Source organism: Bradyrhizobium sp. CSS354, from assembly GCF_029051725.1.
Classification (GTDB): Bacteria; Pseudomonadota; Alphaproteobacteria; order Rhizobiales; family Xanthobacteraceae; genus Bradyrhizobium.
On the sequence record NZ_JAACFU010000012.1, the window covers coordinates 1 to 23,355 of the forward strand.

19 protein-coding genes are annotated in these 23,355 nt (G+C 64.9%); 10 read left to right on the top strand and 9 right to left on the bottom strand.

Annotation, left to right across the window (positions count from 1 at the left end; all coding sequences use genetic code 11):
- A partial coding sequence (locus GWG67_RS25950) for a tetratricopeptide repeat protein (RefSeq protein ID WP_275172230.1) occupies positions 1–904 on the top strand: 904 nt, incomplete at its 5' end.
- Between the two features lie 112 nt (positions 905–1,016).
- The gene (locus GWG67_RS25955) at positions 1,017–1,811 is read left to right on the top strand and encodes an inositol monophosphatase family protein (RefSeq protein ID WP_275172231.1); all 795 of its coding nucleotides are present in this window, start codon (positions 1,017–1,019) and stop codon (positions 1,809–1,811) included.
- Positions 1,812–1,834: 23 nt separating this feature from the next.
- On the opposite strand, the gene GWG67_RS25960 is transcribed toward GWG67_RS25955, so the two are convergent.
- The 4 genes from GWG67_RS25960 to GWG67_RS25975 all read right to left on the bottom strand — a co-directional run bounded on the left by GWG67_RS25960 (position 1,835) and on the right by GWG67_RS25975 (position 8,828).
- On the bottom strand, positions 1,835–2,962 hold the full coding sequence (locus tag GWG67_RS25960; RefSeq protein ID WP_275172232.1) for an AAA family ATPase: 1,128 nt from the start codon (positions 2,960–2,962) through the stop codon (positions 1,835–1,837).
- 262 nt (positions 2,963–3,224) lie between these two features.
- A complete protein-coding gene (locus GWG67_RS25965; RefSeq protein ID WP_275172233.1) occupies positions 3,225–6,377 on the bottom strand; it encodes an efflux RND transporter permease subunit in 3,153 nt (1,050 codons plus the stop codon).
- Positions 6,378–6,383: 6 nt separating this feature from the next.
- Complete coding sequence (locus GWG67_RS25970; RefSeq protein ID WP_275172235.1) at positions 6,384–7,577, bottom strand: efflux RND transporter periplasmic adaptor subunit; 1,194 nt, start codon at positions 7,575–7,577, stop codon at positions 6,384–6,386.
- 231 nt (positions 7,578–7,808) lie between these two features.
- Positions 7,809–8,828: a cyclopropane-fatty-acyl-phospholipid synthase family protein gene (locus GWG67_RS25975; RefSeq protein WP_275172236.1), complete on the bottom strand. Its 1,020-nt coding sequence runs from the start codon at positions 8,826–8,828 to the stop codon at positions 7,809–7,811.
- 219 nt (positions 8,829–9,047) lie between these two features.
- On the opposite strand from GWG67_RS25975, the gene GWG67_RS25980 reads away from it, so the two are divergent.
- The 4 genes from GWG67_RS25980 to GWG67_RS25995 all read left to right on the top strand — a co-directional run bounded on the left by GWG67_RS25980 (position 9,048) and on the right by GWG67_RS25995 (position 11,851).
- A complete protein-coding gene (locus GWG67_RS25980) occupies positions 9,048–10,070 on the top strand; it encodes a flagellar motor protein MotA (protein WP_275172237.1) in 1,023 nt (340 codons plus the stop codon).
- Positions 10,071–10,074: 4 nt separating this feature from the next.
- Positions 10,075–11,103, top strand: coding sequence for a peptidoglycan -binding protein (locus GWG67_RS25985; RefSeq protein ID WP_275172238.1), 1,029 nt, complete (start codon positions 10,075–10,077; stop codon positions 11,101–11,103).
- Positions 11,103–11,549 carry a GNAT family N-acetyltransferase gene (locus GWG67_RS25990; protein WP_275172239.1) on the top strand — a complete coding sequence of 149 codons (447 nt, stop codon included), beginning with the start codon at positions 11,103–11,105 and terminating at the stop codon, positions 11,547–11,549. The genes GWG67_RS25985 and GWG67_RS25990 overlap by 1 nt, the downstream gene beginning before the upstream one ends.
- 80 nt (positions 11,550–11,629) lie before the next feature.
- Positions 11,630–11,851: a hypothetical protein gene (locus tag GWG67_RS25995; RefSeq protein WP_027570257.1), complete on the top strand. Its 222-nt coding sequence runs from the start codon at positions 11,630–11,632 to the stop codon at positions 11,849–11,851.
- Between the two features lie 513 nt (positions 11,852–12,364).
- Here the strand turns inward: GWG67_RS25995 and GWG67_RS26000 are convergent.
- Positions 12,365–14,191: an ABC transporter ATP-binding protein/permease gene (locus GWG67_RS26000; RefSeq protein WP_275172240.1), complete on the bottom strand. Its 1,827-nt coding sequence runs from the start codon at positions 14,189–14,191 to the stop codon at positions 12,365–12,367.
- 212 nt (positions 14,192–14,403) lie between these two features.
- Between GWG67_RS26000 and rpmE the strand changes: the two genes are divergently transcribed.
- Positions 14,404–14,631, top strand: coding sequence for a 50S ribosomal protein L31 (rpmE, locus tag GWG67_RS26005; RefSeq protein WP_007599895.1), 228 nt, complete (start codon positions 14,404–14,406; stop codon positions 14,629–14,631).
- Between the two features lie 194 nt (positions 14,632–14,825).
- On the opposite strand, the gene GWG67_RS26010 is transcribed toward rpmE, so the two are convergent.
- Together GWG67_RS26010 and GWG67_RS26015 are read right to left on the bottom strand one after the other, a co-directional pair.
- Complete coding sequence (locus GWG67_RS26010) at positions 14,826–15,335, bottom strand: DUF1465 family protein (protein ID WP_007599893.1); 510 nt, start codon at positions 15,333–15,335, stop codon at positions 14,826–14,828.
- Positions 15,336–15,872: 537 nt separating this feature from the next.
- The gene (locus GWG67_RS26015; protein ID WP_275172241.1) at positions 15,873–16,064 is read right to left on the bottom strand and encodes a DUF1192 domain-containing protein; all 192 of its coding nucleotides are present in this window, start codon (positions 16,062–16,064) and stop codon (positions 15,873–15,875) included.
- A gap of 111 nt (positions 16,065–16,175) precedes the next feature.
- Between GWG67_RS26015 and GWG67_RS26020 the strand changes: the two genes are divergently transcribed.
- Positions 16,176–17,174: an NAD(P)H-quinone oxidoreductase gene (locus GWG67_RS26020; protein WP_007605500.1), complete on the top strand. Its 999-nt coding sequence runs from the start codon at positions 16,176–16,178 to the stop codon at positions 17,172–17,174.
- A gap of 154 nt (positions 17,175–17,328) precedes the next feature.
- Entirely contained in the window at positions 17,329–20,205 is a 2,877-nt protein-coding gene (locus tag GWG67_RS26025; protein WP_275172242.1) for an EAL domain-containing protein, read from the top strand.
- 109 nt (positions 20,206–20,314) lie between these two features.
- Here GWG67_RS26025 and GWG67_RS26030 read toward each other — a convergent pair whose 3' ends face one another.
- Positions 20,315–20,587, bottom strand: a complete 273-nt coding sequence (locus GWG67_RS26030) for a hypothetical protein (RefSeq protein WP_007599886.1) — start codon at positions 20,585–20,587, stop codon at positions 20,315–20,317.
- Between the two features lie 144 nt (positions 20,588–20,731).
- On the opposite strand from GWG67_RS26030, the gene GWG67_RS26035 reads away from it, so the two are divergent.
- Positions 20,732–22,228, top strand: a complete 1,497-nt coding sequence (locus tag GWG67_RS26035) for a diguanylate cyclase (protein WP_275172243.1) — start codon at positions 20,732–20,734, stop codon at positions 22,226–22,228.
- Between the two features lie 184 nt (positions 22,229–22,412).
- Here the strand turns inward: GWG67_RS26035 and GWG67_RS26040 are convergent, their stop codons facing one another.
- Positions 22,413–23,288, bottom strand: coding sequence for a UTP--glucose-1-phosphate uridylyltransferase (locus GWG67_RS26040; RefSeq protein WP_007599884.1), 876 nt, complete (start codon positions 23,286–23,288; stop codon positions 22,413–22,415).
- Between the last annotated feature and the right edge of the window lie 67 nt (positions 23,289–23,355).

Sequence of the window (23,355 nt, forward strand, 5' to 3'; positions counted from 1 at the left end):
CCCCAAGCCTTCAGCGTCCCCCAAGCCCGCCCCGGCCGCGACCGTGATCCCGGCGCCTCCGACCGACAATCCCAACGTCGATCTGGTGTACGGCGCCTATCAGCGCGGCCAGTACAAGACCGCCTTCGATCTCGCCACGGCCCGTGCCGAAACCGGCGATGCCAAGGCAATGACCATGCTGGGTGAGCTCTATTCCAATGCCATGGGCATCCGGCGCGACTACGCCAAGGCGCTGCAATGGTACAAGCGCGCCTCCGACGCCGGCGACCGCGAGGCGATGTTCGCGCTCGCCATGCTGAGGATCTCCGGCCGTGGCGGCCCGGTCGACAAGAACGAGGCGGTCAAGCTGATGGCCTCCGCCGCCAAGCTCGGCGAGCCCAAGGCGGCCTATAACCTCGCGCTGCTCTATCTCGACGGGCAGACCCTGCCGCAGGACGTCAAACGCTCCGCCGAGCTGCTGCGCCAGGCCGCTGATGCCGGCCTGCCCGAGGCGCAATACGCGCTCGCGACCTTCTACAAGGAAGGCACTGGCGTGCCGAAGGATCTGGAACGGGCGGTGCGTCTGCTTCAGGTCGCCACTCTGACCGACAATGTCGATGCCGAGGTCGAATACGCCATCGCACTGTTCAACGGCACCGGCACGCCGAAGAACCAGCCGGCGGCCGTAGCTCTGCTCCGCAAGGCCTCCCGCCAGGGCAGCGCGATCGCGCAGAACCGGCTGGCCTGGGTGCTGATCAACGGCATGGGCACGGCCGTGGACAAGGTCGAGGGCTTCAAATGGCACCTGGTGGCCAAGACCGCCGGCAAGGGCGATCCGGAGCTGGACAAGCAAATGTCCGATCTGCCGGCCGAGGACCGGGCCAAGGCCGAGGCCGCCGCCAGGAAATGGCTCGGGACCAAATGACTTGGCGCCGAATGAACTGAAGCAATGACTTGACGTTGGCCCCCTCGCAGGGCACCCCATCCCTCAAACAGGTGCGATTTCGCGCCATTTCCCCCGATCAAGACCAGAGCTCATGCTGTATTCCGCAACTATCAACGTCATGGTCAAGGCCGCGCGTCGCGCCGGCCGCAGCCTCAAGCGCGATCTCGGCGAGATCGAACATCTGCAGGTCTCGCTGAAGGGACCGGCGAATTTCGTCTCGCTGGCCGACAAGCGCGCCGAGGAGATCCTCTATCAGGACCTCGCCAAGGCGCGCCCTGGCTACGGCTTCATCGGCGAGGAAGGCGGCACGCGCGAGGGCTCCGACAAGAGCCACACCTGGATCGTCGATCCGCTCGACGGCACCACCAACTTCCTGCACGGCATCCCGCAATTCGCGATCTCGATCGGGCTTTCGCGCGAAGGCACGATCATCGCCGGCGTGATCTACAATCCAGCCAATGACGAGCTCTACATTGCCGAGCGCGGCAAGGGCGCCTTCCTCAACGACCAGCGCCTGCGCGTGGCCGGCCGCCGCCAGCTCAACGAATGCGTGGTGGCCTGCGGACTGCCCCATATCGGCCGCGGCGACCACGAGGAATTCCGCCGCGAGATGACCGCGATGCAGGAGCGCGTCGCCGGCCTGCGCCGCTTTGGCGCCGCCTCCCTCGATCTGGCCTTCGTCGCCGCCGGCCGTCTCGACGGCTATTGGGAGCGCAATTTGCAATCCTGGGACATCGCGGCAGGCATGATCATGCTGCGCGAAGCGGGCGGCACGATCACCGACATCGATACGCCGGGCGATGCGCTGGTGACGGGCAATGTCGTGTGCGGGAATGAATTCGTGCACGGGGAGTTGGTGAAGATTTTGAGGAAGCCGGCGCAGTAGCAGGACGACGCGATCTACAACGGCTAATCGACGTCCTCGTCGTCTTCATCGTCGCGATATTCACCGCCGATGGTCAGGCCCTCGATCGCCGTGGCGCCTTTCGACTTGATCACCCGGCGGAGCGGGACCGAACTCTCGCTTCGCAGTGCGTCCATCAGCTGTTCCGAATGGGTGACGATCCAGATGTCGGCGCGGTGCGATGCCTTGGCGATGAGACGGGCCAGCGGCGCCAGCAGCGACGGATGCAGGCTGGTCTCGGGTTCGTTCAGCGCGATGAACGGCGGCAGCCGATAGCCCATGAACACCGCGAGCAGGCAAATGTATTTCAGCGTCCCATCGGACAATTCGTGAGCCCTGAACGGCCGCGGCATATCCGGCAATTGCAGATCGAATTCACACCTGCCATTTTCTTCCCATGCGCGGAGTTCGGCGCCCGGGAATGCATCCTGGATCGCGTCCTGCAGGTCGTTGGCGTCTTCCCGAATGACGTAGAGGGTCGCCAGGGTGGCAGCCAAATCGATGCCATCGGCGCTAAGCGAGGGCGTTGCGATCGCGAGACAAGGCTTTCGTATCGGTGACGCAGGATCCGTGCGGAAGTCATGATAGAAGCGCCAGCCCAGCATTGCATTTCTGATCAGGTCGATTTCCGGGCATTGCTTGCCATCGGAAAAAGCCGCAAGCGCGGTCTCTGACGGCAGCACCGCATCCTTGTGAGCGATCCAGGCGCCACTCTCGCCGCGGACGCTGATGAGCGAATTGACCCGCTCCATCAGCTTGACCGTGCGTTTGCCGCGCGTCGCCTCGATCATTTCGGTCTTGATCATCGGCTCGCCGGAAAACGCGGCCTGAAGCGGGCTGGGAAACCCGAGCTCGATGAAATATCTCATGCTATCGAATGTGGCCGACAGCCGCAGCCGCCCATCTTCGCCTCGTTTGCGTAGGCCGGACCAGCAGACCGAATTCAATCCGCCTTCATCGGCGATCGTGCGGGTGATTTGACCGGTCGCCGCGTCGCGCAACAGCGACAAGGACTTGTAGAGATTGGACTTGCCGACTCCATTTTCGCCGACAAACACCGACAGGGGATGGATGGGTATGGAGAGCCGCCGAATGGAGCGATAGTTCGAGATCGCAATTTCGCTCGGACGCATGACATGCTTTCGATCGGCAGGGTGCCTGTGCATTCGCGGCGTGGAGCGAATACGTTCTTTCAATCCAGGGATGCAGTCTGAATTGATGCTCCAGAGAAAGCAAGCCGACCGATCCAGCGTTCAGTGGCCGCCTCTCACCAGAGGAAAAACGACTGTCATCATTCGCGAAGGCGGATGATCCAGTATCCCAGAGACGTTTGTTGGGTACGGAAAGGCCGCGGCGTGCTGGATGCCCCGCCTTCGCGGAGCATGACGCCTCACCTTACAGCTTGGCCGGTGCGGGCGGCCCGTACATCTCGGCCTTCTTCGCCGCCTTCTCCCGATCTCCGCCCAGCACGCGCTGCACCGAGACGAAGAACACCGGCACCATCAGCAGCGCCAAAATCACCACCGCGATCATGCCGCCCATCACGATGCTGCCGAGCGCCTGCTGGCTGGCGCCGCCGGCCCCATGCGCGATGGCCATCGGCAGCACGCCGCAGATGAAGGCGAGGCCGGTCATCAGGATCGGGCGGAAGCGCAGGCGGCAGGCCTCGATGGTGGCGTCCACCAGCGGCTTGCCTTCTTTGCGCAGATCCTTGGCGAACTCGATGATGAGGATCGCATCCTTGGCCGCAAGGCCAATGATGGTGATCAGGCCGACGGTGAAATAGACGTCGTTGGGCAGGCCGCGCAGCATCGCCGCGACCACCGCGCCGACGATGCCGAGCGGCACGGTGAGCAGGACCGCGAGCGGAATGGTCCAGCTCTCGTAAAGCGCGGCCAGGCACAGGAACACCACGAACACCGAGAGTCCGAGCAGGAACGGCGCCTGCGAGCCCGACAGCTTTTCCTGGAGCGACTGCCCGGTCCATTCATAGCCGAAGCCGCGCGGCAGCTTGCCGGCAAGCCGCTCCATCTCGGCGATGGCATCGCCCGAGGTGAAGCCGGGTCTGGCTTCGCCGGAGATGCGCACCGCCGGATAATAGTTGAAGCCTGTGATCTGCGTCGGGCCGCGCGCCCATTCCACGGTGGCAAAGGACGAGAACGGCACGAGCTGGCCGCGGCTGTTCTTGACGTTGTAGTTGAGGATGTCCTCGGTCCGCATGCGGTCGCGGGCATCGGCCTGCACCACGACGCGCTGCATGCGGCCGCGGTTCGGGAAGTCGTTGATGTAGTTCGAGCCGAGATTGGTCGAGATCGTGTTGTTGATGTCCTCGAAGGTGACGCCGAAGGCGCCGGCCTTTTCGCGGTCGATCACGAGATTGACCACGCCGGCCTCGGGCAGGCCTTCGACATAGACCTTCTGAAGCACAGCGCTTGCATTGGCCTCCGCGATCAACTGATCGGCGGCGCGCATCAAGGCCGGATAGCCCTTCTGCCCGCGGTCCTGGAGGCGAAACGAGAAGCCGGAGGAGTTGCCGAGATTGTCGATCGGCGGCGGCTGCAGCGCGGAGATCTTGGCGTCGCGGATCGACGACGACAAATCGCGGTTGATGTCGGCAACGATCGCCGCCGCCGAATCCTTCGGCCCGCGCTCCGACCAGTCCTTCAGGGTGATGAAGGCCTGCGCGGTGTTCATGCCCTGGCCGGAGAAGCTGAAGCCGGTGAGGAAGGTGACGTTGTCGACGCCCGGGCGCTGCGCCAGGTATTTTTCCACTTTCTCGATCACCGCCTCGGTCCGGCCATAGGACGAATCCGACGGCGTCTGCACGTCGGTGGTGACGAAGCCCTGGTCGTCGACGGGAAGGAAGCCGCCGGGCAGGTTGACAAAGGCCCAGGACAGGCCGGCGAGCAGCGCGACATAGACCAGCATCAAGCGGCCGGTGCGCTTCAGCGAGAAGCCGACGGTGCGGGAATAGCCTTCCTTGCTGCCGTCGAGCATGCGGTTGAACCAGCCGAACACGCCCTTCTTGGCATGGCCATGACCGGCCGCGACGGGCTTGAGCAGCGTCGCACACAGTGCCGGCGTCAGCGACAGCGCGAGGAAGGCGGAGAAGCCGATCGCGGCGACCATGGTCACGGAGAACTGGCGATAGATGATGCCGACCGAGCCCGGGAAGAATGCCATCGGCACGAACACGGCCATCAGGACCAGCGTGATGCCGATGATGGCGCCGGTGATCTGCGACATCGCTTTCCGCGTCGCTTCCTTCGGCGGCAGCCCCTCCTCGGCCATGATGCGCTCGACGTTCTCGACCACCACGATGGCATCGTCGACGAGGATGCCGACCGCGAGCACCATGCCGAACATCGAGAGCATGTTGATGGAGTAGCCGGCGAGCAGCAGCGTGGTACAGGCGCCCAGCAGCGCCACCGGCACCACGATGGTCGGAATGATGGTGTAGCGGATGTTCTGTAGGAACAGGAACATCACCACGAACACCAGCACGATGGCTTCGACCAGCGTCGACAGCACCTTCTTGATCGAGGCCTCCACCACGGGCGTGATGTTATAGGGAATCTCGTAGCCGATATTGGCCGGGAAGAAGCGAGACAGCTCCTTCATCTTCTCTTCGACGGCGCTCGCGGTCGCCAGCGCATTGCCGGTCGGCGACATCAGCACGGACAGACCGGCGGTCGGCTTGCCGTCGAGACGGGTGTTGAACTGGTAGCTGAGGCCGCCGACCTCGATGCGCGCGACGTCGCGCAGCCGCACGGTCGAGCCGTCGGCATTGGCGCGCAGGATGATGGTGCCGAATTCGTCCGGGGACGAGAGCTGGCCCTTGACCAGCACCAGCGCGGAGGTGCGCTGGGTCGAGGTCGACGGCTCTGCGCCGATGCTGCCCGAAGCGACCTGCGCGTTCTGCGCGGCAATGGCCTTGTTGACGTCGTCGGCGGTCAGGCCATAGCCGACCAGCTTTGCCGGATCGACCCAGACGCGCAAGCTGCGTTCCGTCGAATAGAGCGTGGCGCGGCCGACGCCGGGGATGCGGCGGATCTCGCCGAGCACGTTGCGGATCATGAAGTCGCCCAGCCCGACCTCGTCGAGGCTGCCGTCGGTCGAGTTCAGCGTGATGATCTGGAGCACCGCGCTGGAGGCTTCCTCGATCAGAATGCCCTGCTGGATCACCGCGCGCGGCAGCCGCGCCTCGACGCGCTTGATGCGGTTCTGCACCTCGACCGAAGCGGCGCTGGTATCGGTGCCCGGCACGAAATTGGCGATGATCTCGACCTGGCCGAGCGAGTCGCTGGTCGATTCGAAATTGAGGATGCCGGAGGCGCCGTTGAGCTCCTCCTCGATCAGCCGCGTGACGCTGTTGTAGAGGTTCTCGGGCGAGGCGCCGGGATAGCTGGTCGATATCGAGATCGAGGGCGGCGCGATGATCGGATATTGCGCGATCGGCAACAGCGGAATCGAAATTGCGCCGACCAGACAGATGAACAGCGCGACCACCCAGGCGAAGATCGGCCTGTCGATGAAGAAGCTCGCCATAGCGCGTTACCGCATCAGCTTCTGGGCGTGCCGGTTGTCGGCGGTCGCATCCGCTTCCGACCAGGATTGCGGCTTGACCTTATCGCCGGCGGCGAACTTCTGGAACCCTTCGACCACGACCTTGTCGCCGGCCTTCAGGCCCTCGGTGACGAACCAGATTCCGTCCTGCACCGAACCGGTGCGCACCGGCTGCACCGCGATATGGTTGTCGTCCTTGACGACGAACACCTCGCTGCCGCCGCCGCCATTGCGCTGGATCGCCTGCTGCGGCACCGCGATCGCGTCGCTATCGAGGCCCTGGTCGATGCGGACGCGGACATACATGCCTGGCAGCAGCTCGCGCTTGGGATTACGGAACTCACCGCGCAAGGTCACCTGACCGGTATTGGCGTCGACCTTGGCATCCGAAAACAGCAACTTGCCGTCGAGCGAGTAGAGAGTGTTGTCGTCGAGCACGAGATGCACCTTGGCGGCATCGGGCGCGATGCGCTCGAGATCGCCGCTCTCGAAGGCACGGCGGAGCTGGTTGAGCTCGTTCACCGACTGGGTGAAGTCCGCATAGATCGGGTCGAGCTGCTGAATGGTGGCCAGATTGGTTTCGTTCTGGACCGCGAGCGCGCCTTCGCTGACCAGGGCGGCACCGACGACGCCGTCGATCGGCGCATGCACGGTGGCATAGTCGAGATTGAGCTTGGCCCGCGCGAGATCGGCCTTGCGGCCCTCAACCTCGGCATGAGCCTGGCGTTCGGCGGCGATCGCCTTCTCGTTCTCGGCTTCGGGCGCGGCGCGCTGGCTGGTGAGCGTGGCGATGCGGCGCGCCTGCTGCTGGGCCTGCATCAGCGCCGCCTCGGCCTTGGCGACCGCGGCGTCGTTGGCCATCACCTCGACCTCGAACGGACGCGGATCGATGCGGTACAGCGGATCGCCCGCCTTCACTTCGCTGCCTTGGCGGAACAGGCGCTCGACCACGATGCCGGAGACGCGCGGCCGCACATCGGAGACGCGTGTCGGCGCAATGCGGCCCGGCAGCTCGCGCACCACGGCGCGCGGCTGCGGCTTGACGATGACGATGCTGACGTCGGGGTCGTTGGGCTGGGCGGCTGAAATGGCGGAGCTGGATTCGTCGCAGCCTGCCAACAGCGGCGTAAAGGCCGCGAGCATCATTGCAACGCATGCCGATCGCGCGCGAAGTCCTGACATGAAGTTAAGTGCCCCGATATTGTTGAAAACTGATCACGCGCCGCGGGACCCCGTTCTGGGTGATTCCGCGCGGCCGATGCCGTCAAAATAGACGGGACTTGCTGCGACGCAACGCGCGCTGCGGGCGGCCCAATGTCACACGGTCTAAGGTGCTGGGTTTACGACGTTTTCTGCGCCTCACCCGATTGTGAGTCCGGTTCCACCGCCGCGTGCTGCGACGGAACATCGCAATTACCCCGCCGCCTTCATCCGGTAGTGGCTGACGCCCCACTCGGTTCCGTCGGCATAACCGAACAGGCCCGAGCTCGCGAGAAAGAACCAGCGCCAACGTCGCATCCGCAGGGCGGTCTCCTCGCCATGGATGTTGCGCAAGGCCGCCTCGATCACTGAGCGATGCATGTCGAAATTGGCGAGCCAGTCGTTGGCGGTGCGCTGATAATGCGTGCCGCTCCACAACCATTCCTTCTCGACCGTGAAGATATCGTCGAATTGCCTGACGAGGTGATGGCTCGGCATCAGCCCGCCGGTGAAGACGTGCTGCGCGATCCAGTCGTCGCGATCGGCCCGGTCGAACAGGTGAGAGCCGGAGCGATGGGCGACGATGTGCATGAAGAACCGTCCCTCCGGCGCGAGCCACGATCGCAGGCGCGTCATCAGCTTGCGCCAGTTCATCACGCGCTCGAACATCTCGACCGACACGATGCGGTCGAATTGTCCGTCGGGCGCGAACACGTTGATGTCCGCCGTGACCACCCGCAGGTTGGGCAGACCGCGCTGCCGCGCCTCTTCCTCGATATGGGCACGCTGCGCCTGCGAGCTCGACACCGCCATCACCTTGGCGTGCGGAAACTGCCGCGCCATCCACAGCGACAGCGAGCCCCAGCCGCAGCCGAGCTCGAGGATGGTCTGACCATCGGCGAGAGCGGCATGCTCGGCAGTCTGGCGCAACGCCTCCTCCTCGGCCTCCCGCAAGGTGGTCGCGTCGGTCTTGTAGAAGCAGCAGGAGTATTTGCGGTTGGGGCCGAGCACCTTCGCAAAGAACAAAGCTGGCACCCCGTCGTGCCCGGCATCCGGGTCCTCGGCGATCGGCCGCAGCATCATCCGCCCGGCAAAGGCGGCGTCGTCCGCCTCGGCCAGCGCGGACAGCCGCGTCACCGTGCGCGAGCACAGGCGCTGGATCGCCGCGCGGATCACGACATCAGGCAGCGGCACCCGTTCGGCAGTCCCGATGATCGCGGACACGACGCTCATGCGACGACTCCGTCTTGGGCGGCAGATCTTGGGCGGCCGGGGGAAAAGTGCGAACTGAACCTGTGGAATGCCGACGATTTGGAAAGTACGTCCTTACCAAAGCCCGATTTCAGCTTTGGGTTCCCCAGCTCTCCCCGAAATCGGCGCATCCGGCGCTTTTTTTGGGCTGGCGCTGTGCCATAGTGCGCCCCGCAAGTAAGTTAACGGATGATACCGGCCATGCCGCCAGGCGCCTCGCCCCGCTCTTCCATCGACATCGAATATACCAAGCTATCCTCGCCCAGCGTCTTCCTGGTGCGGATGCTGGTCTTTCTGGTGCTCTGCGCTCTGGTGGGGGTGGTGCTCTACAAGCAGATCATCCAGGCCTTCTTCGCCAATCCCGGGCTCAATGCCCTGATCGGCGGCGTGCTGTTCATCGGCATCATCCTGGCCTTCCGCCAGGTGATCCGGCTCTACCCCGAAGTCTCCTGGGTCAACAATTTCCGCATCGCCGATCCCGGCCTTGCGCCCGCCCGCCACCCCAAGCTGCTGGCACCGATGGCGATGATCCTCGGCGGCGAGCGCACCGGGCGGATGTCGATCACCCAGACCACCATGCGGCACCTGCTCGATTCGATCGCGACCCGCCTCGACGAAGCCCGCGACATCTCCCGCTACATGACCGGGCTTCTGGTCTTCCTCGGCCTGCTCGGCACCTTCTGGGGCCTGATCGAGACGGTCGGCTCGGTCGGCAAGGTGATCGACGGGCTCAAGGTCGGGGGCGATTCCGGCGCCCTGTTCGACACGCTGAAAGAGGGGCTGGCCGCCCCGCTCGGTGGCATGGGCATCTCGTTCTCGAGCTCGCTGTTCGGCCTCGCCGGCTCGCTAATCCTGGGCTTTCTCGACCTGCAATCGAGCCAGGCGCAGAACCGTTTCTACACCGACCTCGAAGACTGGCTTGCCACCACCGTGCGCGAATATGGCAGCGGCGAGGTGGCTGTCGCCACCAGCGGTGGCGGCGGCATTGCCAGCGGCGAGCTTCAGGCTGTCGTCGAGCGCTTGCGCTCGGTGCTCGAGGAAGGCAGCGGCAGCCGCGGCACCACCGCTGCGATGGCGAGCCTCGCCGAGGCCATCCAGGCACTGGTCTCGCATATGCGGACCGAGCAGCAGATGATCCGCGAATGGGCCGACGGCCAGGGCGAGCAGAACCGCGAGATCCGGCGCTTGCTGGAGCGCATCGCGCGTCAGCCCGAGAAGGGTTAGCGACATGGCACTGGCGCGCGGCCGCCGCAGCGATACCTCCTTCAACTACTGGCCCGGCTTCGTCGACGCGCTGTCGACGCTGGTGCTGTCGATCGTGTTCCTGCTGTCGGTGTTCCTGGTCGTGCAGTTCTTCCTGTCGCAGGAGGTCACCGGCAAGGACAAGGCCCTGGAGCTGCTCAACGCCAAGATCGCGCAGCTCAACGAATTGCTGTCGCTGGAGAAGCTCGGCAAGCTCACGCTCGACGACCAAGTCTCGTCGCTGAAGGCCGGCCTCGCTTCGGCCGAGTCCGAGCGCGACCGCATCAAGGGCCTCTACGACGGGCTCGCCGCAGCCGGCAACGACGCGCAAGGCAAATCCTCCGAGCTCGGCAAGGCGCTGGACTCCGAGAAAGCGGTTTCGGCCCGCGCGCTGGCGCAGATCGAGGTGCTGAACCAGCAGATCAGCGCGCTGCGGCGGCAATTGGCGGCACTGGAAGAAGCGCTCGACGTCTCCGAGAAGCGCGACAAGGAATCGCAAAATCGAATTGCCGATCTGGGCTCTCGCCTGAATGTCGCCCTGGCGCAGCGCGTGCAGGAATTATCGCGCTACCGCTCGGAATTCTTCGGCCGCCTGCGCGCCATCCTCGGCAACCGCCCCGACATCCGCATCGTCGGCGACCGCTTCGTATTCCAGTCCGAAGTGTTCTTCGACACCGGACAGGCGGTGCTGCTGCCCGAGGGCCGCGCCGAGCTCGACACGCTGGCGGCCGCCCTGATCGAGCTCGACAAGAAGATCCCGAACGAGATCCCCTGGGTGCTGCGCGTCGACGGCCATACCGATGTGCGCCCGGTCAACGGTCCGAACTTCAAATCGAACTGGGATCTCTCGGCCGCCCGCTCGATCTCCGTGGTGCAATATCTGGTCACGCTCGGCGTGCCGGCCCAGCGCCTCGTCGCCGCCGGCTTCGGCGAATTCCAGCCGCTCGACACCGCCAACACCGAGGAAGCCTACAAGCGCAACCGGCGCATCGAGCTGAAGCTGACGGAGCGGTAGTGAGCGCCCTCCACCTCCGTCCCTACCTTCCTGAGGACGAGGCCGCCTCGATTGACCTCTGGCATCGCACCTGGCAGCAGGCCTATCCGCAGATCGACTTCGCGGCACGCCTGGACTGGTGGCGCGAGCGCTGGCGTAGGGATCTGGTGCCGAAGGCCTCGATCGTGGTCGCGGAGCAGGACGGCGCGCTGACCGGCTTCGTCACCATCGACGGCGACGGCTATCTCGACCAGCTCGTGGTCGATCCCGCGCATTGGGGCACGGACGCGGCACGGCTGCTGGTCGATGAGGCCAAGCGCCTGTCACCAAGGGGCGTGACGCTGCTCGTCAACAAGGACAACAGCCGCGCCATCCGCTTCTACGAACGCAACGGCTTTGCCCATGCCGGCGACGAGGTGAATCCGACCTCGGGCCGGCCGGTGCTGAAGATGATGTGGCGGGCGTGACGCCCGTCACGTCGGGATCCCGGGACGTCAGCTAGTCGTTGTGCCCGGAAGTTGCGCCGGCAAGCGGATGGAGATGACCGATGAAACTGAGCGATCTGGCCAAGGGATCTTCGGTCCTGCTCGGCGTCATCGTCGCCGGATATGTCTCGACGAGCTACGTCGACCAGCGGTTGGCCACGCCGGTCAAGACGACGAGTGCTCCGACGAATGGCCTTGGGCCATCGGCCTGCGTTGATGAGGACGGGAGCTGGAAGAACTGGCCATGGCCGAATGTGCCGGCGCTATCGCCGAAGTGTCGATGATCGGCGCTGTTCGCCCACTCGCCGCGACGCGCTCTCGGCTCAAGCGGAGTTCAAGATTGAACTGCCACATTTCGGCTTGGCGGATCGCGCGCTGGCTGTATTCGCGAAGCCGGATCGACTCATCGATCGCTCGCCGCGCCCGCTCCAAAAGTTCGAGAGTTTCCTTGCTGTATGGCTGGGCCATGAGGCGCACTCCCGTTGAGGCGGGAGCGCAAATCATCTCTCAGGCACCGACGCCTACGGACGAGCCTTTGGCCGGCGATACCTGATTAGGCGCCACATCTGGGGGAACTGCAAGGTCCATCCACTCGGCTAAGGGGCGTGGGCTGACCTATCGGAAATTGCGGAAGCCCATGATGAGCAATCCAAAATCTCCGCTGTCATTCCCCGCGAAGGCGGGGAATCCAGTACGCTGCAGCTTCTCGATTGCTCACTACGGTCTCGGAGTACTGGATCGCCCGCCTGCGCGGGCGATGACACTGTGAGTGGGGCAGCAGTCCGGACTGCTCCGCCTCACGCCCCCTCGAACTGCAACCTCGCCAGCCTGGCATAAAGCCCGTTCGCAGCCACGAGCTCCGCATGCGTGCCCTGCTCGACGATTCTGCCCTGGTCCATCACCAGGATGCGGTCGCACGACAGGACGGTTGCGAGGCGGTGCGCGATGACGAGGGTGGTGCGGTGGCGCATCAGCTCTTCCAGCGCGGTCTGCACCAGTGTCTCGCTTTCGGCGTCGAGCGCGGAGGTGGCTTCGTCCAGCAGCAGCAGCGGCGCATCGCGCAGGATCGCACGCGCAATCGCGATGCGCTGGCGCTGACCACCTGATAGCGTCACGCCGCGCTCGCCGAGCGGGGTGTCGAAACCTTCGGGCAGGCGGCGGATGAACTCGGCGGCGTGCGCGAGCTCGGCGGCGCGCTCGACCTCGGCGTCGGTGGCATCGGGCCGGCCGAAGCGGATGTTGTCGCGGGCGCTTGCGGCGAACACGTTGGATTCCTGCGGCACCAGCGCGATGCGGGAGCGGAAATCACGCGGATCGGCGGATTTGACCGGCACGCCGTCGAGCGAGATCGCGCCGCTGCGCGGATCGTAGAAGCGCAACAGGAGATGAAAGATCGTGCTCTTGCCGGCGCCGGACGGACCGACGATCGCGACTTTCTCGCCGGGGCGCACGGTGAACGACACGGCATCGAGCACATTGACGTCGCGCCGCGCCGGATAGGCGAAGCTGACGTGGTCGAAGCCGACTTCGCCGCGCGCCGGCACCGGCAGCGCGCGCGACGAGGCGGGCGCTGTGATGTCGGGCTGCACATGCAGGATCTCGAACAGGCGCTCGGCAGCGCCGGACGCCGCCGAGACTTCGCCCCAGACCTCGCTGAGCTGGCCGAGACCGGCCGCGGCGAAGGCCGCATAGAGCACGAACTGGCCGAGCCGGCCCGGCGTGATGGTGCCGATCAGCACGTCGTGCGAACCGATCCAGAGAATCGCGACCACGCTTGCGAACACGATGAAGATGATGATGGCGGTGAGCACGGCACGGGCCTGCGTGGACGTGCGCGCGGCTTCATAAGCCTGCTCGACCTCGCCGCCGAAGCGCTTCTCGGCGAGGCTCTCGCTGGTATAGGCCTGCACAGTTCGGATCGCACCGACCAGCTCGCTCGCATAGGCGGACGCCTCGGCCAGCGTGTCCTGCGCATTGCGCGACAGACGGCGCACCCAGCGCCCGAAGGCGACCAGCGGCAGCACGATCAGGGGAATGGCGAGCAGCACGAAGCCCGATAGCCGCGGGCTGGTGATCACCATCATGGCCGCAGCACCGAAGAACATCATCAGGTTGCGCAGCGCGATCGAGACCGAGGCGCCGACGGAGGATTTGATCTGAGTGGTGTCGGCGGTCAGGCGCGACACCAGCTCACCGCTGCGCGCGGAATCGAAGAAGGCCGGCGACAGCGACAGCAGATGGGCGAAGACGTCGCGCCTGAGATCGGCAACGATGCGCTCGCCGATCGTCATCACGAGGTAGTAGCGCGCAGCGCTTGCGAGCGCGAGCACGGCGACGACGGCTATCATCACCGAGAAGTAGCTGTTGATCAGCTCGATGCCCTCAGGCGTCAGGCCGAAATCGATCATCCTGCGCACCGCGACCGGCACCAGCAGGGTGGTCAGTGCCGCGATCGTCAACGCCACGAAAGCCAGCGCCGCCCGGCCGCGATAGCGCGCCACATAGGGCGCGAGCGCCAGCAGCGGCCGCAGCTTCGCGCGGCTCTTCGCCGGCGCTTCGATCAGGTCGGCCTCGATCGACGGGGCTTCCGCGGGCCCGGTTTCAAGCCGTTCAACTGCGCTCATGAGATCCGACCAAAAGACAAAGAGAGTTACTCCGCTCCAGATAGGCCGGGCGAGCGGGAGTGGCAAATCCGGGATGTCCCTTAGGGGGCCGCCCGGTCCCCTACTAAGGCCCTGCAATGGCTTGTTTTACAGGGCCTCGTGGGGTATAGACCGCGCCAAATCCGTCATTCGATAGCCACTCAAGTGAGGCGCCGGGGCGCCGAGGAATTGCCATGAAAGCCGAAATTCACCCGAACTATCATACGATTAAGGTCGTGATGACCGACGGAACCGAGTACCTGACCCGCTCCACCTGGGGCAAGGAAGGCGACACGCTGAACCTCGACATCGACCCCAAGTCGCACCCGGCCTGGACCGGCGGCAACGCCCAGCTGATGGATCGCGGCGGCCGCGTCTCGCGCTTCCAGAAGAAGTTTTCGGGCTTTCTCAAAAAGGATTGATCCGGCCGCAAGGCTGGAGACGAAAACGCCCCCGGAGAGCCGGGGCGTTTTTTGTTTTGGGGGATGTGCTCTCGACCAGGCCGAGAATCGTAGGGTGGGCAAAGCGTAGCGTGCCCACCAACCTTGGTTGCGATTCTGCGAGAAAATGGTGGGCACGGCGCTGCGCGCCTTTGCCCACCCTACGGCACCTGCGCTTACCGCTCGAACGCCGCCTTCAGTGCGTTGAGATGCGGCACCAGCGGGTTGCCGATCGAGGAATGATCGACCGGCGGGGTGTGGATGGTGGTGTCCAGGCGGCGCACGCGGGTCTGGAGGCTCATCGAGCGATGGATCAGGTCCTGGAGCTGCGACGGCAGCTTCTCGATGCTGTCGGTGGAGCCGGGATCGGCGGCGGAGAGCTTGACCTTGGTTTTTTCGCGGTTGGCCTGGCCGAGCGTCATCTCGCCTTCCTTCACCGCGCGGTGCAACAGCAGCCACGAAGCGAGCTGCATCAGGCGGGTGGTCAGGCGCATGCTCTCGGTCGCATAGGTGAGGCTGACGGCGCGATCGAGCGCCTTGGCCTCGGTGCGGCCGGCGCCATCGAGATAGGCCGCGGTCTCCTCGACCAGGTCCATGCCCTCGCGGAACAGGACGCCGAACGCCGCAGAATTGGTGAACCGCTCGCTGAGTTGAACGAGAGCGCCTTCGGCTTGCAAACGTTCCATGGTTAACGCCCCTTACGCAACTGTCTGACTGCCCGGCTTTGGCGCCGGCTTATGATGAACAAATCATTGCGCGGGCGGGACGCCGAGTCCAGTGACAAGCGCGGATATGGTTTCCGCGGGTCTTTGCTCGAAATTCAACCGCGGCGAGACGCAAAAAGGCGGAGCCGGGCGCAAAAAAAGAGCCGCCGGAAAACCGGCGGCTTTGAAAGTTGATAACAGGGAGGCGTCAAACAGAGTGGACAGGAGCCACTCGGTGTCCAAACAAGGACAGTTCCCAGTCATAAACTCGAAAGCTTAATGTGGAGTAAACGAGCGAATATTTTGAGGGTTCGTTAGCCATGTCGGTCAGTGGCCGAGTGCGCCCGCGGAACGAACTCTCTCCGTCGCCCCGGCCTAGTGCGCAATTGCGCACGGGGGCCGGGGCCCATAGCCACAGGGAGCAGTTGTCTCGCGAGCCGGCAACTCCGAGTCTTCGTAAAACTGCTCGCCCGGCGTATGGGTCCCGGCCTCCGCCGGGACGACAGCTATTGTGTGGCTCTACGACTTGAACACGCTGTTGGCCGCATCGCGCGAGGCGCGCTTCTTTGTTGTGGCTTCTTCCAATCTTGCGATCTCGCCCTTGAGCAGCGCGATGCGCTCGGTCAGTTCCTCCACTGACAAGAGTGAAAGATCCTGTCCGATGTCATGGCTGATCTTCTTGCGCGGACGGTCGTCGTCTTCCATCGCCATCCTTGTTCCTCCTGCGTTCGCATCACAAGCGGCTGAGGCGGTTGCCAGCCTGCATTGCGCTGGCTAAGCAATGGCCTCGTTCCATCCCGCACCTTTGCTCAAGGACACATCATGGACAAGCTGCCCGCGCAAATGACCGTGGTCGCCATCTCGAAACCCGGCGGACCGGAAGTGCTGGTGCCGGAACAACGGGCGCTGCCGCAGCCCGGTCCCGACGAGATCCTGGTCAAGGTGCAGGCCGCCGGCGTCAACCGGCCCGACGTCGCGCAGCGCTCCGGCGCCTATCCGCCGCCGCCCGGCGCCAGCGACCTGCCCGGCCTCGAAATCGCGGGCGAAGTGGTGGCCGTCGGCAGCAACGCCAAGCGGCACAAGATCGGCGACAAGGTGATGTCGCTGGTCGCCGGTGGCGGCTATGCGCAGTACTGCATCGCCCAGGACGGTCAGGCGATGAGCGTGCCGCCGTCGCTGTCGATCAAGGAAGCCGGTGCGCTGCCGGAAACGCTGATGACGGTCTGGCACAATGTGTTCGAGCGCGGCGGCCTGAAGGCCGGCGAGACGCTGCTGATCCATGGCGGCTCCTCCGGCATCGGCACCATGGCGATCCAGCTCGCCAAAGCGTTCGGCGCCAAGGTGATCGTCACCGTGGGATCGCAGGACAAGATCGATGCCTGCCTCAAGCTCGGCGCAGATCGTGCCATCAATTACAAGACGGAAGACTTCGTCGCCGTGGTCAAGGCGGAGACCAACAATGCCGGCGCCAATCTGATTCTCGACATGGTCGCCGGCGACTATGTCGATCGCAACTATGACGCCGCCGCACTCGACGGCCGCATCGTGCAGATCGCGACCCTCAACGGGCCCAAGGTCACCGTCAACATCGCCAAGGTGATGGTGAAGCGCCTGACCCATACCGGCTCGACGCTGCGCCCCCGTAGTAATGCGGACAAGGCGGCGATGGTGGCCGCGATCGAGGCGAAAGTGATGCCGCTGTTGCGCGAAGGCCGGGTCAAGCCGCTGATGGACAGCACTTTCCCGCTCGAAAAGGCATCCGACGCGCACCGGCGGATGGAAACCTCGGCACATATTGGCAAAATTGTGTTGGAGGTCTAGGCCAGCGGCCTACAGAGCAAGCCGGAAACCCTTTGATTTTCCTTGCTTTCGTGGCATCTATCGCGACGCACCGAACCATCCTGTTCCGTTCGGAAAACGCCGTGCACCGAAGAGCCTGCACCGAAGAGTTTGCGTCGAACGCGGAGAACTGACCTTGCGTCTGATCAGGTGCCTCGCGCCCATAGCGCTGGGCCTCATGATTCTCGTCTGCGCGTTCCCGGCGCGCGCACTCGACGCTGTCAGCGTCCGCGGTGACGCGCCCGCGATCGACCTCACCGGCGTGCTCGAGCATCAGCGCAGCGACGCCGACCGCATCCAGGTCTCCACCGCGCCCGGCACCGACGGCATCGTCCGCCGCATCGAGGTGCGCGCCCGCGAAGGCGGCCAGAACTGGGTGGTGTTCGCGCTCGCCAACAACACCGACGACCAGCTCGACCGCCTGATCGTCGCCCCGCATTACCGCATCGTCTCCTCGGGGCTGCTCTGGCCCGACCTCGGGCTGTCGCGCATCGCGACCATCACGCCCTCGACCGGCGACCGGCCGGAGCGGCAGGAGAGCCCGACCGCCGACGTCTTCCGCATCACCCTCGATCCCGGCGCCGTCGTCACCTTCGTCGCGGAGCTGCGCACCGACAAGCTGCCGCAGCTCTATCTGTGGGAGCCGGAATCCTACAAGGACAAGGTCAACTCGTTCACGCTGTACCAGGGCATCGTGATCGGCATCTCCGGCTTGCTGGCGCTGGTGCTGACCATCCTGTTCGTGGTCAAGGGCAGCATCATGTTCCCGGCCGCCGCGGCGCTGGCTTGGGCGGTGCTGGTCTATATCGGCGTCGATTTCGGCTTCTGGGGCAAGGTGCTCGACATGTCGAACAACGCCGAGCGCATCTGGCGCGCGGCGGGTGAGGCGATCCTGGCGGCGACGCTGCTGGTGTTCCTGTTCGCCTATCTCAATCTCAGTCGATGGCACGTGCGCTATTCCCACATCACGGTGGGCTGGCTCGCGTTCCTGGGTTCTCTCGTTGCGCTGGCCCTGTTCGACCCCGCGGTGGCCTCCGGCATCGCGCGCATATCGCTGGTGCTGATTGCCTTCGCCGGCTTCGCGCTGATCGTCTATCTCTCCACCCACGGCTTCGACCGCGCGGTGCTGCTGATCCCGACCTGGTTCCTGCTGGTGGTCTGGGTGGTCGCGGCCGGCATGACGGTCGCAGGCTCCGTCACCAACGACATCGTCGGCCCTGCCCTGCTCGGCGGCCTCGTGCTGATCGTGATGCTGATCGGCTTCACGGTGATGCAGCATGCGTTCGCCGGCGGCGGCGCCACCACCGGCGTCGTCTCCGACATCGAGCGCCGCGCGCTGGCGCTGGCCGGCTCCGGCGATTTGATCTGGGACTGGGACGTTTCCGCCGACAAGGTCTTCACCAGCCCCGAGACCGAAGCCCTGCTCGGCCTCAAGCGCGGCACGCTGGAAGGTCCGGCCGCCTCCTGGCTGGAAGTGCTGCACCCGCTCGACCAGGACCGTTTCCGCGCCGCGCTCGACAGCGTGCTCGACCAGCGCCGCGGCCGCCTGGTGCAGGATTTCCGCCTGCGCACGCCGGACGGTCACTTCATGTGGTTCGCGCTGAAGGCGCGCCCGGTGGTCGGCTCGGACGGCGAGGTCTCGCGCGTGGTCGGCACCCTCACCGACGTCACCGAGCTGCGCAATGCCGAGGAGCGCCTGCTGCACGATTCCGTGCATGACAATCTCACCGGCCTGCCCAACCGCAAGCTGTTCATGGACCGGCTCGGCGCCGTCGCGCATTTCGCCAAGACCATGCCGACGCTGCGGCCGACTCTGATGGTGATCGACCTCGACCGCTTCAAACAGGTCAACGATTCCGTCGGCATCGCGGTCGGCGATTCCATCCTGCTGACCTTGGCCCGCCGCCTCACCCGCATCCTGAAGCCGCAGGATACGCTGGCGCGGCTTGCGGGCGACCAGTTCGGCCTGATCCTGCTCTCGGAGCAGGATCCCGCCCGCATCACCGCCTTCGCCGAGACGATCCGCAAGACCATCCGCGCGCCGATCGCCTTCAACGAACGCGAGATCTTTCTCACGGCCTCGATCGGCCTTGCCTTGTCCGATCCGCAAGTTCAGCTCACGGACGAGATCATCAAGGACGCCGAGCTTGCGATGTATCACTCCAAGCGCATCGGCGGCGACCGCATCGACGTTTACAAGTCCGCGATGCGCGCGCGAAAAACCGACCGGCTGACGCTGGAGAGCGAACTGCGCCGCGCCATCGAGCGGCAGGAGCTCACGATCCTGTACCAGCCGATCGTGCGGCTCGAAGACCGTTCGGTCGCCGGCTTCGAGGCGCTGGTGCGCTGGGATCATCCCAAGCTCGGACGCATGGCGCCGTCGGAATTCATCACCATCGCGGAAGAGACCGGCCTGATCATCGACCTCGGCATGTTCGTGCTCGACCAGACCGCCAAGCAGCTCTCGATCTGGCAGCGCGCGATGCGCTCGCGCGAGCCGATCTTCGCATCGGTCAACGTCTCCTCGCGGCAATTGCTGCGCCACGACCTGATCCACGACATCCGCACCGTGCTGTCGCGCTCCTCGGTCGCGCGCGGCACGCTGAAGCTGGAACTGACGGAATCGCTGGTGATGGAGAATCCGGAGCACGCGGCGCAGATGCTGACGCGAATCCGCGAGCTCGGCACCGGGCTGTCACTCGACGATTTCGGCACCGGCCATTCGTCGCTGGCCTATCTGCAGCGCTTCCCGTTCGACACCATCAAGATCGACCAGTCCTTCGTGCGCACCACCAACCGCGGCACCCGCCCGGTGATCCTGAAGTCCATCATCGCGCTCGCGCACGACCTCGGCATGGACGTGGTTGCCGAAGGTGCCGAGACCGATTCCGACGCGGTCGAGCTCTACCAGATGGGCTGCGAATACGCGCAAGGATTTGCCTTCGGCGAACCCATGGACGCCGACGCCGCGATGCGCCTGCTCACGGAAGTCCGCCTGGAAGCGGCGAGCTGATCTCAACGCGAGTCCGGTCCCGTAGGGTGGGCAAAGGCGTACTTGCGCCGTGCCCACCATCAATCCAACATTGCAACAGAGGTGGTGGGCACGCTTCGCTTTGCCCACCCTACGATACTGGACGCCGCCGGTCGCTCTTCAGCTTCGTGAACCGCACGCTCGCACCGTCCGGCATCCGCATCGCCTTGAAACCCGCGGCGAGGCAGGCTTCGCGCTGCGGCATCTGGATGTCCGGGCTGCGCAGGCTGTCCCACCATGAGGCACGATTCGCCGCGCGCGGCAGGGCCGCGCCGATGATCTCTTCGATCTGTTCATAGGTCAGCACGAATTCCGCCTGCTTCTGCCGCATCAGATAATCGCGCAACGCGTCGTAGTCGTTCACCGCTGTCCTCTTCGCTGGTCGAAGGCCCGCTTTGCCCAAAAACGTGAGCCGCGGAAACCAATTTTTAACTCATTCCGGCAGCGCCGTCCCGGCTTAAACACTACTCAAGCTTTCGGGCGCATTCACTGGTGTCGGGAGCAAACGATGTTGTCTCGATGGCGCGACGTCACGGCCCGCCGGCCATGGCGGCTTTCGGCGAAGCTGCTGATCATCTCGTCCGTGGTGACGGTGATCGGCTTTTCCGCCATTTGCGTCAACGTCATGCTGGACATGCGCCGCGGCGAGGAGGCGCTCGCCCGCCAGACGCTGGAAAACCTGGCGACGACCATCGAGTCCGACGTCAGCCGCAACATCGAGATCTACGATCTGGCCCTCAAGGCGGTCGCCAGCAACATGCTGCTGCCGGAAATCGCCACGGTCTCGAAGCCGATCCGTCACCTCATCCTGTTCGACCATGCGACCACGGCGAGGCATTTCGGCGCGATCCAGGTGTTCGACGCCGACGGCCGGCTGACCATCGACGCCTCGACGCTCGATCCCGTTGCCGAGAACCGGAGCGACGAGGATTACTTCAAGGCCCATCGCGACAATCCGCAAGCCGGGCTCTTCATCAGCCGGCCGATGCTGTTCCGCGGCGCCTATTCGATCGTGCTGAGCCGGCGCATCAGCGACACCGACGGCGGCTTCCTCGGCGTCGTCGCCGGCTCGATCCGCTTCAGCTATTTCCACGAATTATTCGAGCGGCTGAGCCTCGATCCCGACGACACCATCACCGTGCTCAAGCGCGACCGTACCGTCATGATGCGGCGGCCGTTTGATCTCGACGTGATCGGCACGAATCTGGCCGACCGACCGGTCTGGAAGGCCGAAAATCTGAAGGTCGGCGGCGCATTCGCCGGACAGGGGCCGATCGACGGCACGCCGCGGCTCTATGTCCGCAGCAGTGGGACCGGCCCGCTATTCGTGGTCGCAGGCAAGCCCCTGAAGGCCGTGTTCGAGCTCTGGCAGAGGGAAGCCTATCGCATCGGCGCCGTGGTCCTGGCGCTCAGCCTGTTCATGCTGGCATCGACGCTGGTGCTCGCGCGCGAGATCGGCCGGCGCGCCGAGGCCGAGCGCAAGCTCGAGGAGATGGCGACGACCGACGCGCTCACCGGCCTGAAGAACCGCCGCAAGTTCGACCAGGTGATCGACGTCGAATGGCGCCGCGCGATGCGGCAGCAGACGCCGATCGCGCTCTTGATGATCGATGCCGATCACTTCAAGGCCTACAACGACACGTTCGGCCACCAGGCCGGCGATCAGGTGCTGGTCGGCATCGCCATCTGCATTTCCGATTCGGTGAGCCGCGCCGGCGACTGCGCCGCGCGCTATGGCGGCGAGGAATTCGCCGTGCTGCTGCCGGGCACCTCGGTCACGGACGCCCTCGATGTCGCCGAGAAGATCCGCACCAAGGTGCAGGGATGGTCCGACGACCACACGAGCTCGACGGTGTCCTGCGGCATCGCGAGCCTCGTTCCCACCACCGGCATGGACTGGCCGCTCCTGGTCGCCGCCGCCGACAAGGCGCTCTACGCCGCAAAAGCCGGCGGCCGCAATCAGTCGGTGGTCGCGAGCCTGCCGAAGCTGTCGCTGGTGGCGTGAGGCCATCGACGTTTGAGACCACGCAATCACCGCATCCTCGGTGTCGTCCCGGCGAAGGCCGGGACCCATACCGCGTAATCTATCGTTGCGGCCGATAGCAGTACCGAACGACCAATCTCCGCCAAACCACTCCCTGGGGTTATGGGTCCCGGCCTTCGCCGGGACGACACCGGAGGTGCGGCGACTACTGCCCCAGATACTTCTTCATCTCCGCGATCAGCCCGTCGCGCAGCTCCGGCCGCTTCAGGCCGTAGGCGATGTTGGCGCGGAGGAAGCCGGGCTTGGAGCCGCAATCGTGGCGCTCGCCTTCGAACTCGACGCCGTAGAATTTTTGCGATCTGGCGAGGCCGATCATGGCGTCGGTGAGCTGGATCTCGCCGCCGGCGCCGCGCTCCTGGGTCTCCAGGATCTTGAAGATCTCCGGCTGCAGGATGTAGCGGCCGGTGATCGAAAGGTTGGAGGGCGCGGTGCCCTTGGCCGGCTTCTCGACCATGCCGTCGACCTCGAACATCTTGCCGGTGCGTTTGCCGACGCCGCAGATGCCGTATTGATGGGTCAGATGGTCGGGCACCGGCTCGACCGCGATGACGTTGGATTTTTCGCCGAGCTTGCTGGCGGTGTCGATCATCTGCTTCAGGCAGCCGGGCGAATTGAGCACGAGTTCGTCCGGCAGCACCACAGCGAACGGTTCGTTGCCGACGATGTCGCGCGCGCACCAGACTGCGTGACCGAGGCCGAGCGGCGCCTGCTGGCGCGTGAAGCTGACGGCGCCGGCTTCGGGCTGGTTCTGCGCCAGAACGTCCTGCTCGGTCTTCTTGCCGCGCGCGGCCAGCGTCGCATCGAGCTCGAACATCCGGTCGAAATGATCTTCGATGACACTTTTGTTGCGGCCGGTGACGAAGATGAAGTGCTCGATGCCGGCTTCCCTGGCCTCGTCATAGACGTACTGGATCAGCGGCTTGTCGACGATCGTCAGCATTTCCTTCGGCATCGCCTTGGTGGCGGGCAGGACGCGGGTGCCGAGGCCGGCAACGGGAAATACGGCTTTGCGGATTTTCATGGGATTGATCGAATACCTGAGGAACACGTGAAGGGAGCAATGGCATCTTGCTAGCTTGTTTGCAGCC